This is a genomic window from Bacteroidia bacterium, from assembly GCA_041391665.1.
GTDB lineage: Bacteria > Bacteroidota > Bacteroidia > J057 > J057 > JAGQVA01.
The window spans coordinates 1,003,622-1,020,256 of the sequence record JAWKNO010000001.1 but is presented as its reverse complement, the minus strand read 5'-3'; the positions used below and the strand labels follow the sequence as shown (position 1 = coordinate 1,020,256).

Here is a 16,635-nt window from a genome sequence, read left to right as displayed (position 1 = left end):
ATTCTCACGCTTCAATTTTCTTACCCATAAGTTTTTTCATCTTAGTCAGGAGGCGGTACATTTTCACCTTAGCGTTGTTTTCGGTTATATTGTACACATCTGCGACCTCCTTAAATGACATTCGCTCAAAAAACCGCAGTTCAATCAGTTGAACTTCATCAGGGGCGAGTTGTTGGATGGCTTCCATCATACGGCTGATATTGACATCTGTAGCATCTTCGCTCACTTCATCCATCATGTCCGTAATCTGTGTACTCTCCATACTGATCGCCCGGCTGGCTTTAGACTCCCGGAAGTGTTGATTTATCTCATTGATCGCGATTCTGTACAGCCATGCAGAGAATGGTACCCCCTTAAACTGATACTTGGGGAGGTTTTGCATGGCTTTGAGAAATACTTGTGAAGTGACATCCGCTGTGGACTCCTCCTCATCAATTCGTTTATATACAAACAGAAAAATCTGTCTGTAATAACGATCATAAAGGAGCGCAAAGCGGCGTGGATTTTTCTTTGCCGCTTCGATCAGCAGGTATTCTTCCTGAATTTGCGCCTGTGATAAAGTTCTTCTGCTCAAAGCCAACCTGTTCCGATATATGTTTTTTACTTCTTAATGGCGGAGAAGCCGAAAAGATACGGAATTTTGGGAAAATTTTACGTACCGGGCATGGGATAAATAGCGACCGCCTCACGTCCTGTAAGCTTTACTCCGCGGATTGTTCCTTCACCCTCAAAACGGTAACGCAAGCCTATGATTTTCCCCGGGAAGTTTTGTGCCGGAAAATGGTAAACGGGCTGGCCATTCACCCAGATTTCTGCTTGTCTGTCTTTTACTTTCAGCCCAATAAGGTTCCATTCCTCAACCGGGATACCCAATGCTGAAAGGTCATGTGATTTTCCGTCAATCTCTGTTTCACCACAACGAATCTTCAGTTCTCCCACACAGCCGGGCACCGAGAAGGGAATGACGATTCGCCCTTCTGAACACATAACAACCATACTCATTCGGCCACAAACGGCATTCCGGAAGGGCTTTTCCATCTTCATATTTGTTTCCAGTTCAAAATCATCACTAAAAACTTCACCAAAATCTTCGACGAGAATATAACATAGAGAGGGAATTTCGTCCGGGTAACGGTTTTCTGCTTCTGCCAGTTGTTGTTTATCTACCGAGAAACTATGCTCATGCTCGCTTACTGCCAGATATTGCGGTTGAGGAAAACGATCGATAAAAGCCATCCACCCATCAGAAGGAACATACACATCGTGTTCGGCCAGTACCTGATCGTTTGCAAGAATTTTTGCACGAAAATACCCGGGAGTATAATATACCGAAGTATGGGTAAAGTTGCCCGGATCAATACGCTCCCGCCGCCGGTCATCCCAGCTCTGCTGAATAGAAAAACTGTCTGCCGTAAAACACGACAAGTCGTAATGAAAAATGACTGTGTTGGGAATGCCTTTCGCAACTGGGCTGCTGAAGAAGCCGGGGCTTTTCACGGGGTCGGGCAGTCGTTTGGGGGTAGAGGATACATTCAGCCATAAAAGAAGGGCCGCCAAAAGAAAAATGCCCATTCCACCAAACCACACGAATGGTTTCAATATCGCAAAAACTGGCCGTCTGAAGGAATATTCGGGTTCCGGCGCGGGGAGATGATCGGTAGGAGGAAAACTATTGCGAAACACGCGCCAGTTGTCATGCCCAATATAAGCTGCCAGGGTATCCAGTGTCTGGGTACTGGGCGCGCTTTGGTAATTTACTCTGCCCCAAATTCTTTTCAGGGTCGTCGCGCTAAGATTTACCCCTGTCGTTTCCAGAATGCGTTCGCTGAGTTCGGTAAAATCACGGCTGGTCCAGGTCGGGCTACTTCCCCAGCCCAGAAAGGATTCGACCTGCGATTTGAGCAACCTGAGGTAGTATTCGTCTGATGTATTCATCGGAAAATAGTTTGAACCAACTTGCGCCAACTTGTACGGAATTGAATCGATAAGAAATCTAACCTTTCTGCTCTTTTGCATCAACCCTTTAAGCACATTAAGTATGAAAGTACCCGTTTCTTATCTCTTGTTTTTCGTAGTTTTTGTTAAAACTGTTTCCTCCCAAACCCAAATTCCTTTCGATTCTGAACACTGGCAGCTTCCCGAAGGAAAGGCAGTTGTGGAAGAATATATGGGTGAAAAAAGCCTTTTTCTACAAGGCGGAATTGCTTTTTTAAAAGATATAGAACTCCGCAACGGAATCATCGAATTTGATCTGGCGGTTCCGGAAAAGCGGGGTTTCGTTGGCGCAATTTTCCGTTCTACCGACCCATCCAATTATGAAGAATTTTACCTCAGAATGCACCAGTCGGGCAATCCTGATGCTACCCAGTACACACCTGTGTTCAATGGAATGGCTGGCTGGCAATTATATTTTGGGACCGGATTTACCGAAACCTTTACCATGGATTTTGACCAGTGGATGCATGTCAAAATAGTCTTCTGGGAAGATCAGGGGGAAATTTATATCCGGGATATGGAGAATCCGCTGATTTTTATGCATGACCTGAAGCAGGAAACGGCTGCTGGAAAAGTAGGGTTAGAAGTAAATCCCAACTTTTCGCCTGCACACTATGCCAATTTTCAATATCAGGCACTTACCAAAGCGCCATTCTCTCCACGGCAGATAGAAACCCCGGCACCTGAAGCCGGATTAATACAAAAATGGATGGTCTCCCGGGCCTTTTCGGAAGTTTGGTTTGACAAATTTCAACTTCAGTTCAAAGAATCAGACCTCCCGGCCCGGGACTGGACCATCCTGAAAACAGAACCCGACGGGCTGGCCAATATTTCACGACTTACGGAGCGCACGAAAGAAAATAATACGGTATTCGCAAAAGTCATAATAAACGCCAGCGCAGACCACATTCAGCCGCTCGCACTCGCCTTTAGCGACCGCGTAAGTGTATATGTCAATGGTAAGGTGCTATTCAGTGGAAATGATACCTATAGCAGTAGGGACTACCGGTTTTTAGGTTCCATCGGCTACTTTGATACGATCTTCCTCCCATTGAAAAAAGGACGCAATGAAATAATGATCGCCGTTTCGGAAGGATTTGGCGGCTGGGGCATCAGGGGAAAGCTGATTGAGCCGGAAAAGGTCACAATCGAATAGACTCAAATGTAAAAGATTCCCGGTTTATTAACAGAACAGGGGAAAGAAACTATGATTTTCTTTATAAACTAACGACCAAATACAAAGCATATAAGCTCGCCAACAACCCCTGTTACAATCCAATACGCCAAATTAAGTAAAAGCTGTCTCTGACAGCTTTTAATATTACACACCTACTTATTCAGCTATTGGAATATCTACCGTGTGTTCTTTTGTAAAAGGTTGAGTTTTAAAATCACCTGGGTTGAATGAATTTTGGGATGGTCAGATTCTAAGAAAAAATAAAATGGAAAAGGCCGCAATTACAGAAATCCAACCAAAAGCACTTGTCATGCCATTTACCCTCACTACAGAAACCGGGCAATGTTTTGAAATTCCGGCAGACGGATCGCTGGGATTACTGGCACTGGGATATGCAGGGCTTATGGCCTGGCGTGAGGTAAGGCACCATTCTGCCCAAATGATTATGAATACCTATTCATCTTCTCTGACTCAACCCAAAAATGAAACCTAAATCATTAACCTCCAAAATTCTCCTGATTGGCTGGGATGCTGCCGATTGGAAAACGATTCGTCCGCTGATGGAAGCAGGTTATATGCCCGCGCTTCAACGAATGATGCAAGAAGGCTCCTATGGCCGGCTGGCGACACTCGATCCACCGCTTTCGCCCATTTTGTGGACTTCCATCGCAACAGGAAAACTCCCTTACAAACACGGGATTCATGGATTCACAGAACCCAAACCCGATGGAAGCGGGGTTCGGCCTATTACCAATCTGAATCGCAAGACCAAGGCATTCTGGAACATTCTTTCGCAGGAAGGATTCAAAACAAATGTCATTGGCTGGTGGCCCAGTCACCCCGTGGAGAAAATCAACGGGACCATGATTTCCAATTTTTATCAGAAAGCACCCTCTCATGATATCAGCCATCCATGGCCAATTACAAAGGGGACGGTACATCCTGAGGAAAGATCCGCATTTTTTGCGAAGCTCCGCGTGCATCCCGGAGAATTGACAGAGCAGCATATTCTGCCATTTGTACCCCATGCCGCTACCATTGACCAAAAGAAAGACAAAAGATTGATGAATGTAGCGAGTGTTACGGCAGACTGCTCGACCATTCATGCAGCGGCAACCTATATTCTCGAACATGAGGAATGGGATGTAACCGCCGTATATTTTGACGCGATCGACCATTACTGTCATGGGTTTATGCGCTATCATCCGCCACGCAGAGATCATATTTCAGTGCAGGAATATGAGCTATACAAGGAGGTCGTTTCCGGCGGATATCGCTACCACGACATGATGCTGGAGCGACTGCTTCAACTGGCAGGCCCGGAAACTACCGTGATTCTGATCTCAGACCATGGTTTCCATGCAGATCATCTTCGCCCGGAATCGATTCCGCACGAACCCTCTGGCCCGGCAGCAGAGCACAGTCCCTATGGAATCATTTGTATGAAGGGACCCGGCATTCAACAAGGCATACCTATCGTAGGCGCAGGATTGCTGGATGTCACCCCTACCCTTTTGTCCTTACTGGGACTTCCGGTAGGGAAAGATATGGACGGGAAAGTACTGGTGAATGCATTAACAAATAGCCATTTGCCTGCACCAGTAATTAGCTGGGACGCCATTGAAGGGGAAAGTGGCATGCATGAACCCGGCAAAATACTGGATGCCGATATCGAAGCACAGGCGATGGAACAATTAATCGCCCTGGGATATATAGAAGAACCAGGAGAAAAAGCAGAAGAAAATATCCAGAAGACAGTAAACGAAAACGCCTTCTATCTGGCCCGCTCATATCTGCATACCGGACAACTGGATGAGGCCGTACAGATACTGGAAAAATTGCACGAATCTGAACCCGAACATTTTCGGTATGGGCTTCACCTGATCCAAACTTATATCCAATTGGCACGCCCCAAAGATGCACGGGTTGTATTTGAGGAAATCAAAGAGCTGTTGGAGGACAATATTGACAAAGCCTCTGTCTATATGACCGAGGGGAAGCTGTTTCTATCGGAGAACAAAGTCTATAAAGCGCTTAAATCTTTCCGGATGGCTCAAAACGAAGTCCCCAAAAGAGCGGGTATCCATCAGCAACTGGGGCAGGCCTTTCTTCAACTCAGCAAATGGGAAGAGGCGAGAGATGCCTATACACGAGAAGTGAAAACAGACCCGGAAAACGCCAGCGCCTGGTATGGATTGGGACTGGCTTTGCTCAAATCAGAATTGTATCAGGAAGCCGCAGAAAATTTCCTGCGGGCGATAGAGCTGATGTATCATACGCCTACCCATCATTTTTATCTGGGCGAAGCTTTATTTCATCTTGGGCACTACGAAGTTGCAGCGGAAGCATTTACGACGGCGCTGAAACTGGATCCACAGCTCAACCAGGCCAGGTGGTGGCTGGTAACCATTTATGAAGAAAAGCTGCAACAGCCTGAAAAAGCACGGGCGGTGCGGGCACAGATCAAAACACATGTAAAAGGAACCATTACCATTGTGTCTGGCCTTCCACGCTCTGGTACGTCCATGATGATGCAAATGCTGAAAGAAGGTGGCATGGAAGTATTCACAGATATGCAGCGGGAAGCAGATGAGAGCAATCCGCTGGGCTATTACGAACATGAAGCAGTAAAAAGACTGGCCAGAGATAAAAAATGGATGCCCCTGGCGGAAGGAAAAGCTGTAAAAGTCATTGCACAACAGCTACAACACCTGCCACCCAATTATCACTATAAGATCATTTTTATGGAAAGAGATCTGGATGAGGTAGTGAATTCCCAACAAAAAATGCTGGCAAGACTGGGGAAAATACCCACAGATGTGCTCCCATATAATCTTCAGGAAAATTTCAAACAAGCTCTTCAGCAAGCAAAAAACTGGCAGAGATCACAGGGAAATACAGAGATATGTTTCATTGATTATCAGGAAGTGATAAACCAGCCTTTCGCTGTGGCTTTACAGATCAATGACTTTTTGGGAGGTCAGCTAATAGTAGAAAAAATGACACAGGTTGTCTCCCCTGAATTACATAGAGAAAATCGTCAATTAACAATTTAACACCGATGAAAAATAAACAAACCAGGAAGCCCAACGACTTCCTTCGTTCTCTGGCACATTACTCCGCGTTAGGTGGTGCTTTGATTGGCAGTACAAACCAGGTACAGGCAACCATACAGTATTCCACTTTAAGCGGAATACCTACTTCCAACACCATCGTTACCCAGGTATTCCCGGGAGGACAATCCATACGTTTCCGGGAAGAAGTAGCGATAAGATCTTTCTGGTTATCCTTAAACGGCGTCTCCGTATCAGGCGCAGCATCGGCCTATTTTCCCGATGCATTAAATGCGGGTTTTTTGGTGAGTGCCGGAGGCGCATGGCATCCGGAAGTTACCCAGTTTATGGCCTATTCGGGCAGTGTAGCCAATCGGGGGGGTAACTTTATCGGTACGAGCGGGAAATTTTTGGCTATCAGATTTAATAACGGTGGGGTAAAATATGGCTGGATAAGGCTCTCTGCCGCCGCCGACGCTTCTACTTTCACCCTCACAGACTGGGCTTACCAGGACAACGGTTCTCCGATTCTGACCGGCGATACCGGTACACCCACACCTATCGAACTGCTTTCATTTGACATTAAAATACTTCAACATGCCGTAGCTCTTCAATGGAGTACTGCACGCGAAGAAAACTTTGACGGGTTTTCACTCGAACGCGCAGAAGAAGGATCTGTTTACACCGAAATCGCATGGATACCCGGTTCGGGAAATTCCAGTACCCCCCGGAACTACGCGTTTAACGATGAAACCATTCTGGAAAACAAACGCTATTATTACCGGCTTAAATCCATAGATTTAGACGGGAGTTTTGAATATTCTCAGATTGTTGAGGCAGTTTTTAATGATTTTGGTTTTAACATCAAAGATCCATATCCAAACCCCGTATCAGGCAACAAATTCAGCCTGGAAATACAGGCACTGGAGGCAGAACCGATCCATATCCGGATATTCTCTGTGACAGGACAAATGGTTTATGAACAACGGGCGCAGCTGATCAGTGGGGAAAATACGATTGCTATTGCCGTTCCAAACATGCCAGCAGGAGCCTATTTCCTCAAAGTACAGGGCCGGTATTACAGCAAGTACAAATCCTTGATTGTAAAGTAAGCTCGCAGCCAGCGGCAACAGAAAGCGATTCAAATTTGATCCTTTGAAATGCCTTCTGCTTCGCGTATTTTTGCGGCATGATCAAAACTACGGGCTTTACAAATTATGAGCTCCACGAACGGGTAGTGGATGCGGTGCGCAAACTGGGATTCAAAGTTCCGACGGATGTGCAGCACAAAGTCATGCCCCTGTTTACCCAAAAACAAAACCTGATTGTGGAAGCGCCTACAGGCACAGGGAAAACTGCAGCCTACGGCTTGCCCATGATCTCCCGCCTCAACCTGCTCAAACGCAGTACACAGGCGCTTGTGCTTGCCCCTTCGCGCGAACTGGCACAGCAGATTGCGTCCTCGCTGGAGTCCTACTTCGCGGGAGATACGCTAAAGGTCGGTGCGGTCTTTGGCGGGGTACCCATGGAAGAAAGTTTTGCGGCAATCAAAGCCAATCCACATATCCTGGTTGTAGTACCGGGCAGATTGCGCGATGTCATGGCGCATTATCAATACGACTACCTCTGGAGGGACATACGTTTCCTCATTATCGATGAGGGCGACAAACTCGTCGAGATGGGTTTCCTCAAAGATTTTGATGAAATACGCGAACACGTGCGCGGCAAAGCACAGGTAGGTTTTTTCTCCGCAACGATTTCCCGCGATGCAGAAACCCTGATGCGCGAACGTTTTGAGAAAATGCATACGATCCGCCTCAGCCCCAGGGTGATGCTCAAAAATATTCGATTTTTTATTGCAGACATCAAGCTGGGACAGCGGGAAACATGGCTGGCCGGGTTGCTCGAACAGGAAAGAGTGTCCAAAGCGCTGATTTTCTGCGGCAAAAGACAGGAGTTATATGCCGTAACCGGTTTTCTGAGAAATGCCGGTTACAAAGCGGAAGCCTACTATGGCAATCAGGAGCAGACCGAAAGGGCCAATATTCTCCAGCGATTTAAAGACGGACACATCGACTATCTCGTCGCTTCAGACCTTGCAGCCCGAGGCCTGGATATCGAGGATTTACCAGCGGTCATCAATTTGTCTATTCCCAAAGAATACGATTTTTACCTCCACCGTGTGGGCAGAACAGGCCGTGCGGGCAGTAAAGGACTGGTTTACAACCTGGTGCGGGGAGAAGCCGAAAAGGTGAGGCTTGAAAACCATCACAAAGTGATCGGTCTGGAGATGAATCCACTGAAAATCAAGCCCCCCAAAAAATCGACGGGCAGCACAGATCATTCACAACGCTGGGTAAAAGTTCACCTTTCGCGGGGAAAACGCGATAAGCTGATGAAAGGCGATATTGTGGGTTTTCTGGTAAATGATGCTCAGCTCAGCGCAGAAGAAATCGGCACCATCACGATCTACGAAGCCTATGCGATTGTGGACATCCCCCAGCACGGGCTCGATACACTGCGGGATATGGGGGAAAATGTGAAATTAAAAGGAAAGTCGGTGAAGGTGCGGAAATTCCAACAGGAGGAGCAGGAGAGAAAAGACCGGTCGGTACAAAAACTGAAGCAGGACCGCAAGAAGAAATAGTCTGTAAAAAGTAAAGAGGCCTGTAAACCCATTCTGTTTACAAGCCTCTGTACCTCGTTTAATTTCTGATTAACGATTTACTTCTGCACAATAGTCCGCCAGATTTTTGATCCGGGAATAATTGGCATCAATCGCATATATTTTGTCAACGAAGGGTTTAGCTTCGGGACAATGGTAGTTTCCTTCTTCTCCCGAAGGATTGAAGTTGTAATTGGCAAGAATTTCGTAGCCGATCAACAGGATTTTAGCTTCTGAGTTTTCGAGGCTACCTACCGCTTTGTTTCCAAAAGCATTTACAATCATCTCTGCCGGCTCTTTTACATACCATGACATGGACTCCTTGTCTTCGTCTTCCAGTCTGTTAGCTACCTGAAGCAGATAGTTGTAGGGAGGCACATAGTCAGGCTTCAGGTCGATCACTTTCTTGAAGTTGGGGATAGACTCATGGTACATTTCCCCATTGTACTGGGCTCTGGCCAGGCGGTAGAAATTCTGGAGGCTTTCACCATCAGCATAATCTACGACTTTTTGCCGGTAGTGCGCTTCCAGCTTGTAGATGGGAAGTTGTTTAGCCAGCACCTCATCGCGTTTAGCCAGGGCTTCTTTGCCTTTTTCTGCCGCTTCGTCCATCAGGATTTTATTTTTGTCGGCACATTCGGCATCATTTACTTTTGCACATTCGTTGTAGGCATCAAAGTATTTCTGAACGTCTGACTGGGCAGCAGTTGCAGCGGAGCGATAGCTTTTTGCCTCATCGTCAATGGCATTGGCTTTAGCCTCATATTCTTTAGCGAGATCTTCGAAATAGGAAACCATTTCATCATTTTTCTCAACCATTTTTTTGTAGTTCTCATCTGCCTGCTCCAGATTACCCATGGCACGGTAAATATCACCTGTAACCTGATAGTCCTGCCAAATGATATAGTCTTCTTTTGCTACACGGCTGAAATACTTGTCCATAGCATCTTTGGCTTTGGTCTGGTCTCCAAGTTTGTTGTATGACATACCTTTGAGGCGGAGCATAACATTGGTTACTGTATCGATCTCGATTTGTTCCAACTCAGCGATCGCTTCCTTATAGTTTTCACTGAGGAAGAGGAAACTTGCATAACGGATACGCGCGCGGAGGTCGTTGTCAGTCATGGAGACGTATTTTTTCAGGTCGTCTCTGGCAGCTTCGTATCTTTTCGCCAGGAGGTTCAGCTCACCACGGATACGGTAAGAAGGCGGGAAGGCGGGGTCAATGCGAATGGCTTCATTGGCATTTTTCACACCCTCGTTCAACATATTACCGTCACCGGTTTTTTTACCTTCTTCGAAGTAAAGTTCTGCGAGTGCAGCATAAGCCTGTACAAAATCAGGTGCTTTTTCTTTGGCTTTTTCGTATTCTTCGATAGCAAGTTCGGGTACACCCTGCTTTTTGTAGTATTCTGCCAGATAGATATGCGGGCGGGGATCATTAGGATCTTTGTCTTTCAGGGCATAGAGGATTTTTTTCGCTTCAGCGGTTTCTGAAGGGCCACCTTCAAGGTAAGCAAGCGCAGCGGCTACTTCCACATCAAAATCTTTTCCTTTACTGCGGGCGAGTGCTTTGGTGAGAAAGTCATATCCTTCGGCGAGTTTGCTTTCTTTGATCATCGACATTCCCATACCAGCCATGTTGAGGCCGCTGGAACTTCTTTCTTTCAAGCCAGTCTGAAAATACTCTTTGGCTTTATCATACCCTTCCTGCTTATAGGAAATCATTCCCAGCAGGTAATATATCTCATCAATATTCTTAGGAGCCTGAGACAGAAGCTGCTTGAGTTCAGTTTCAGCATCGCCAAATTTTTCGTAGAGAATGTTTTGCTTGGGTTTATCCAGAGGAACCTGAGCAAAGAGGGCGGCCTGACCAAAAACCAGGATACCAACGCAGAAAATCACAACACGTTTCAACATAATCGTCAATAGTTTTATTAAGTTACGAGGTTAAACATAGATTACATACTTCATTGACTGCCGGATATGGGCTAAAGTCACCCACTGACTATCAGCCGTGTGGTTTCACTTTTTACCCGTGTCTGGACTATTTTCTTTTGTTGTAGGTGGTTTTTGCCTTGCTGTGGTTGTGTTTGGTTCTTCTTCAGGAAGTTTTATTTTTCTTGGAATCGTATGAATCGCGGCCAGGCCTGATTTGTGAATGATCTTTTGTCCTTGCGGACCATCTATATATGCCACAAGTCCTGTACCCAGTCCAATGCCCGATTCGCGGGAAATGGAATATATTTTTCGGGTTAATGGGTAACACTCCTGATCAAGAAAACTCTGGTAGGGGCCAAAGTATTGTTGGGTATAGGCGCAGGGTATATCGCTGTCTGCCAGTTTCTCCAAAAATACAACCCGCACTTTTTTCAATCTTTCCTGAACTTTGGGATCATCTTTATCGCTCAGCCATGACATTCCGACAAGGCCAATGGAACCGGGGTTTTCGGCAACGTAGTCGATGACTTCCGTTGTATTTTTCATGGCAAACGTACCAGTCGGGGAGAAAGATTTACCTTCCATCAGGCTGTCGCGAAGAAATGAAATCGTTGTAGATCGGGCATTATCAAAAATCAGGGAAACATTATCCAGTGGAGAGCCCGGATCGATTTTTTTCCAGCTTTTGATCTCCCCGGAGAGAATGCCGGTAAGCTGACTGGTTTGGAGCTGGTTAACTGTATTTTTAGGATTTACGACCAGCGCCACACCATCTTTCCCCAGCGTAGCATAGTCAGGAGGTATGGTAAGCGATTCGAGAAGATACTCTTCTTCGCGGTTGAGTTTCCTGCCGGTAATTACAAGGCGGATAGAGTCGCTGACCAGCATAGCGCGAATCGCTTCTTCTCCGGGTAAAACGATGGGGTGAATAATGGCACCATCATATACTGCCTGAAAATTATCTAATTCTGCCTGGATGATCGGCAAAAGCGATTCATCCACGGCAATGTAGATTTCCCCTTTCGTCACATTCTCCTGAGCATTGGGGGAGGTAGAAGGTTGAGACTTGTAATTATTCTCCCTCGACGGGCTCTCAGAAGAGGACGTCGTCGACTGCTGTTCACAAAATGTAAACAGATAAAAAGCCAAAACCAGAAAAAAGAAGGCACGAAAGGCTCTCATAACCCGATGCTTGATGTTTCTGTTTTTCAAAGTTAGTAATTTTCCCCGATAATTTTGTTTTCTCTATAACATCTCTCCGTCTTCTGTTAAAGATGTGCTATAAATAAACAAACAAGGGGTGTGACTGGTACGTTATTCTGAAATAAAGACCATTTTTTGCTGAAGATTCCATAAATAGTTGATGTTCCATTATTCTCCATTTAGACAGTTTTTATGTCTGTTCGACGAAAAACAGGTTTTTTTAGTAAAAAACCTTGCATTTTTGTAAGTTCAACCCCTGAAATTCCTCTTTGTAAGTCAGTTTCATTCCAAAATTAAAGCCCTTATGGTTATTCGTTCGACAAATGCGAAGATTCTGGTTGTCATATTATTGATGATAATTCCAGGGGGAATCACTCGTGCAACGCACTTTATGGGTGTAGACATCACATATGAGTGCCTGGACCCCTGTACATACAGGATTTTCCATAAGTCATATTTTGATTGCAGCGGTGGTGCCACAACTTTGCCACCTGGACAGACCCAGCAGCCTGCCATTTCCTTTATTGGAAACCCCGGAGGTTGCCAGACAGTTCCGCAGATTATCGGGAACTGGATTTTTGTACACAATATAGAAGTAACACCCGTTTGTCCTTCATGGGTATCCCAGACAGCCTGTAATGGCGGTGCGCTGCTCAATGGCGTAGCGGAAGGTTACTGGTATGCTGATTACAATTTTTGTACAGCGGGATTTCCGGCATGTAGCACATTCAACATTACCTGGAGCAATTGCTGCCGCAATGGTGCAATCACTTCCGGTGCCTCCAATGCCGGTATTTTTACAGGAAACACGATTATCGACCCGAGTCTGCTTCCCTGTAACAACTCACCGACCTTCATCAACCCACCTGTACCCTATATTTGTTCCGGACAGGCATTTACTTTCAATCAGGGTGCTTATGACCCTGACGGAGACTCGCTCTCCTACTCATTGATCACTTGCTATGACGGACCTGGTGCGTCTGTTGTCTATAACTTCGGTTATACCCCTCAGCAGCCACTCGGAGCTACATGGAATGTTCAGGTAAATGCAGCCACAGGTGATATTTCCATGACACCCAACCCTACTGGTCTCCCCGTTGTAGGTGTTCTCTGTCTGGAAGTAAAAGAATGGCGAAACGGAATTCAGATCGGCTCTGTGGTAAGGGATATTCAGATTACGGTAATCAGTTTTGGTTGCGTCGGTAGTAATCCAACCACAGGTGGTATTACGAATGCAAGTATCAACAGTCTTACGGCTTTTCCTACGGCATTCAACGAAATCAATACCTGCGTCGGTCTTCCGCTTTGTTTCCAGATTCCCACCACTAACCCTGACCCGACACTTACTTATACAATGAGTTGGGATCAGAGCATTGCAGGTGCGACTTTTATCAATGCGGGTAACCCCCTTCAGGCTAACTCTTTTTCCGGAGGTCAGCCGGTCGCAGATTTCTGCTGGACCCCGAATGCGACAGGGTTATACTCTTTTGTTCTTACCCTTCAGGACAATAAATGCCCGATCAATGGTCTGAACCAGTACTCTATTATTATCAAAGTCAATAACGGGCTCGAAAACTCAGCTGCTCAGGCCGACACTGTCGGATGTAATGAGGTAGATTTATACGCGCTCCCCGACCCCAACGCGGGTGGCAATTTGCTCTACTCTTGGCTGGGCACGGGAGGTCTTGCCAGCAACCCCAACAGTAATGACTCGGCCTTCACTCATTTTTATCCCGGTCCGGGTACCTACCCGTATCAGGTTACGATTAAAGATACTTTTGGCTGCGCCGTTACCATCAACAACTCTGTAACCATTACCCAGGGTGCCATCATTGACGGAGGCCCCGACGTAGTTATGTGCTCAGGCTATACCGCCCAGTTGGGTTCACAGGCCATTCCGGGACAAACCTATCTGTGGACACCAGCTATAGGCCTCAACAACAACACGTCTTCCAATCCAACCTTTACATTTGTCAACAACGGTACTACACCCGATACCCTTAACTTCCTCGCTGAAGCAGACAACGGCATATGTACTACCTTCGACAATGTACGGGTAGTTGTTTTCCCGACGCCTTCTGTGTCTATTTCTCCCGCAGCACCACAAATCTGTAACGGGGATACCATGACGCTTACAGCAACTGGCGGAAGCACCTATCAGTGGAGTACAGGCGAAACAACTGCATCAATCCAGGTTGCGCCCAACAATACAACTTCCTACTCCGTAGTTACATTCGCCAACGGCTGTACCAGCTCGCCTGTTTACACGACGGTAGAAGTAACGGACAAACCCGTAGGACAGCTTTCCGGCGATTTGCTGGTCTGCCCCGGTGATAATACTGTCCTTACCGCCTCAGGTGGCACAAGTTACCTTTGGAATATTTCGGGAAGTACGACCTCTTCCATTACAGTCAACAACATCCAGGCCGCGACTCCGGTAAGTGTATCACCTGTAAAAGCAGGCTGTGTCGGAGATCCTGTTTCAGTAGTGATTCAAACTCACCCCAAGCCCGTAGCCGACTTTGTACCCAGCAACGAGTGTGAAGGGGAAATCACTACTTTCACAGATCTTTCCTCCGTAGCAAGCGGTGCTATTGTATTGTGGAACTGGAACTTCCAGGACCCCTCAACAGGCAATGCAAACTTCTCGAACCTCAACCAGCCAATACATACTTTTTCCGATGCTGGCACTTATCAGGTTCAGATGATCGCAACTTCCAGCGATGGTTGTAAAGATACCGTGGTACGCCCGGTCAACGTGGCGCCGGCACCTGATGTAAACTTCAACTTCACCAATGTCTGCGAAGGCCTTCCCAACCAGTTTACCAGTACATCAACCATTAGTCTGGGCGGTACGATCGTAAACCAGGAATGGGACTTTGGCGACAATTCGGCGAAAGTCCAGGGAAGTTCGGCAGCTCACGTTTTTCCTGACTATGGTTATTACAATGTAACCCTTACCGCGACTTCGGAAAATGGCTGTAGCAAAAGCTTTACGAAAACAGTTTTTGTTCACCCCAACCCTATCGCTGATTTCAGGGTAGTCAATGCCTGTCAGGATAGCGTTGTGTTTGCCTCGACCTCTTCAACGGTACCCGGTGTGCTGGACTATATCCAGTCATACAGCTGGAATTTTGGCGACCCGAATAACCCGCCAAACACAAGTAATCTCGGCAACCCCAGCCATGTATATCCCAATGCAGGAGTTTTCCAGATTTCGCTGACCGTAACAACCGAAAATGGATGTATCGGCAATGTCATACGGGATGTAGATGTTTACAGTAAACCCGCAGCAGACTTTGTCTATGACGGTACCTGTGAAAAAGAAACTACCTACTTCCTTGACCGCACCGGTAATACAGGCATCAATCCGACACCGATTGACAACTGGTCCTGGGACTTTGGCGACGGCGCCACCTCCAGCTTCCAAAACCCGCATCACGACTATTCTGATGCCGGACCCGGTGTGTACAGAGTTATGCTGGCTGTAGGAACTTTTGGCAGTTGTGTGGATACCGTTTACCGCGATATCACTATCAACCCCAAACCTGTAATGGATTACAAAGCGCAGCCTGTATGTCTGGGTGATTCTATGGTATTTGTCAATGAAGCCTCCATTGCGAGCGGCACCATGACTTATACATGGGACTTTGGCGACCAGTCAGCAACATCCTCTCTCCCCAATCCTGTCCATACTTACAGGGAAGCAGGAACCTATCAGATCTATGTCGTAGCGACGTCTGACTCGGGTTGTGTGACTCCCAAAATCGGGCTGGTAACGGTCAACTCAATACCAGAAATCTTTGAAGCACGCAATGATACGGTTTGCTTTAGCAACCTGGCATCACTTCAGGCGATCACAGATCCCCAAAATGAAGTGCTTTGGTTCTATGGATTGAATGACAATACGCCATTTCATAAAGGGTTTTCTTATACAACACCTCCGCTGCCTTATGACATAACCTATTATATTCAGCCGGTATCTGAGTTTGGTTGTATCAATGATCGTGTCCCGGTAACTGGTTTTGTATTTTCGCCTCAATCTGCACAAATCGTAAAAGATCCCGCAGTAATCGAAATGCCATTGGCAAATATCAACTTTGATGTGGCGACTTCTGCAAGCCTGACCAGTTGGTTGTGGAACTTTGGAGATGGCAATACTTCTTTCGACCCAAGCCCTGCGCACGAATACCAGTACCCGGGCAAATACGAAGTGAGTGTTGTGCTCACCGATATCAATGGTTGTGAAATTACCCTTGTAGATGTGGTTGAGGTCAAGAAAATTGTCAATATCTCCGTACCGAGTGCTTTCTCGCCCAATGGAGACGGTATCAACGACATTTTCCGTGTGGGACATTACAATCTGAGCCAGTTTTCTATTCAAATATTCAACCGCTGGGGACAAATGGTTTTTGAATCCAATAACCCTGACTTTGAATGGAATGGAAACAGCCTGAGTGGTCAGCGTGTACAGGAAGGAGTATATGTTTACTCCTTACAGGCGACTGATTTTGATGGAAACTCAATCTCTGAAAACCGCACCATTACGGTCATCAAGTAAGAGAATCTTATACAAAAAAAGGCTGCCCAGAAAACATGGG

General features: G+C 46.4%; 10 protein-coding genes. 6 read left to right on the top strand and 4 right to left on the bottom strand.

All coding sequences use genetic code 11. The features are described 5' to 3' along the window. Window positions 1-4: 4 nt before the first annotated feature. Together R3D00_04255 and R3D00_04250 are read right to left on the bottom strand one after the other, a co-directional pair. Entirely contained in the window at window positions 5-574 is a 570-nt protein-coding gene (locus R3D00_04255) for a sigma-70 family RNA polymerase sigma factor (protein ID MEZ4772373.1), read from the bottom strand. A 77-nt stretch (window positions 575-651) separates the two neighbouring features. After that, the gene (locus R3D00_04250) at window positions 652-1,935 is read right to left on the bottom strand and encodes a hypothetical protein (GenBank protein ID MEZ4772372.1); all 1,284 of its coding nucleotides are present in this window, start codon (window positions 1,933-1,935) and stop codon (window positions 652-654) included. Between the two features lie 103 nt (window positions 1,936-2,038). On the opposite strand from R3D00_04250, the gene R3D00_04245 reads away from it, so the two are divergent. From R3D00_04245 to R3D00_04225, 5 genes are all read left to right on the top strand, one after another. Continuing rightward, window positions 2,039-3,151 carry a hypothetical protein gene (locus R3D00_04245; protein MEZ4772371.1) on the top strand — a complete coding sequence of 371 codons (1,113 nt, stop codon included), beginning with the start codon at window positions 2,039-2,041 and terminating at the stop codon, window positions 3,149-3,151. 286 nt (window positions 3,152-3,437) lie between these two features. Continuing rightward, window positions 3,438-3,665 carry a hypothetical protein gene (locus tag R3D00_04240; GenBank protein ID MEZ4772370.1) on the top strand — a complete coding sequence of 76 codons (228 nt, stop codon included), beginning with the start codon at window positions 3,438-3,440 and terminating at the stop codon, window positions 3,663-3,665. After that, window positions 3,655-6,228 carry an alkaline phosphatase family protein gene (locus tag R3D00_04235; protein ID MEZ4772369.1) on the top strand — a complete coding sequence of 858 codons (2,574 nt, stop codon included), beginning with the start codon at window positions 3,655-3,657 and terminating at the stop codon, window positions 6,226-6,228. The genes R3D00_04240 and R3D00_04235 overlap by 11 nt, the downstream gene beginning before the upstream one ends. A 5-nt stretch (window positions 6,229-6,233) precedes the next feature. After that, window positions 6,234-7,337, top strand: a complete 1,104-nt coding sequence (locus R3D00_04230) for a T9SS type A sorting domain-containing protein (GenBank protein MEZ4772368.1) — start codon at window positions 6,234-6,236, stop codon at window positions 7,335-7,337. A gap of 77 nt (window positions 7,338-7,414) precedes the next feature. Beyond that, the gene (locus R3D00_04225; protein MEZ4772367.1) at window positions 7,415-8,872 is read left to right on the top strand and encodes a DEAD/DEAH box helicase; all 1,458 of its coding nucleotides are present in this window, start codon (window positions 7,415-7,417) and stop codon (window positions 8,870-8,872) included. Between the two features lie 69 nt (window positions 8,873-8,941). On the opposite strand, the gene R3D00_04220 is transcribed toward R3D00_04225, so the two are convergent. Then, window positions 8,942-10,810, bottom strand: a complete 1,869-nt coding sequence (locus tag R3D00_04220) for a hypothetical protein (protein MEZ4772366.1) — start codon at window positions 10,808-10,810, stop codon at window positions 8,942-8,944. A 105-nt stretch (window positions 10,811-10,915) separates the two neighbouring features. Beyond that, window positions 10,916-12,013, bottom strand: coding sequence for a substrate-binding domain-containing protein (locus tag R3D00_04215; protein ID MEZ4772365.1), 1,098 nt, complete (start codon window positions 12,011-12,013; stop codon window positions 10,916-10,918). Between the two features lie 325 nt (window positions 12,014-12,338). Between R3D00_04215 and R3D00_04210 the strand changes: the two genes are divergently transcribed. After that, the gene (locus R3D00_04210; GenBank protein ID MEZ4772364.1) at window positions 12,339-16,595 is read left to right on the top strand and encodes a PKD domain-containing protein; all 4,257 of its coding nucleotides are present in this window, start codon (window positions 12,339-12,341) and stop codon (window positions 16,593-16,595) included. Window positions 16,596-16,635 lie beyond the last annotated feature (40 nt).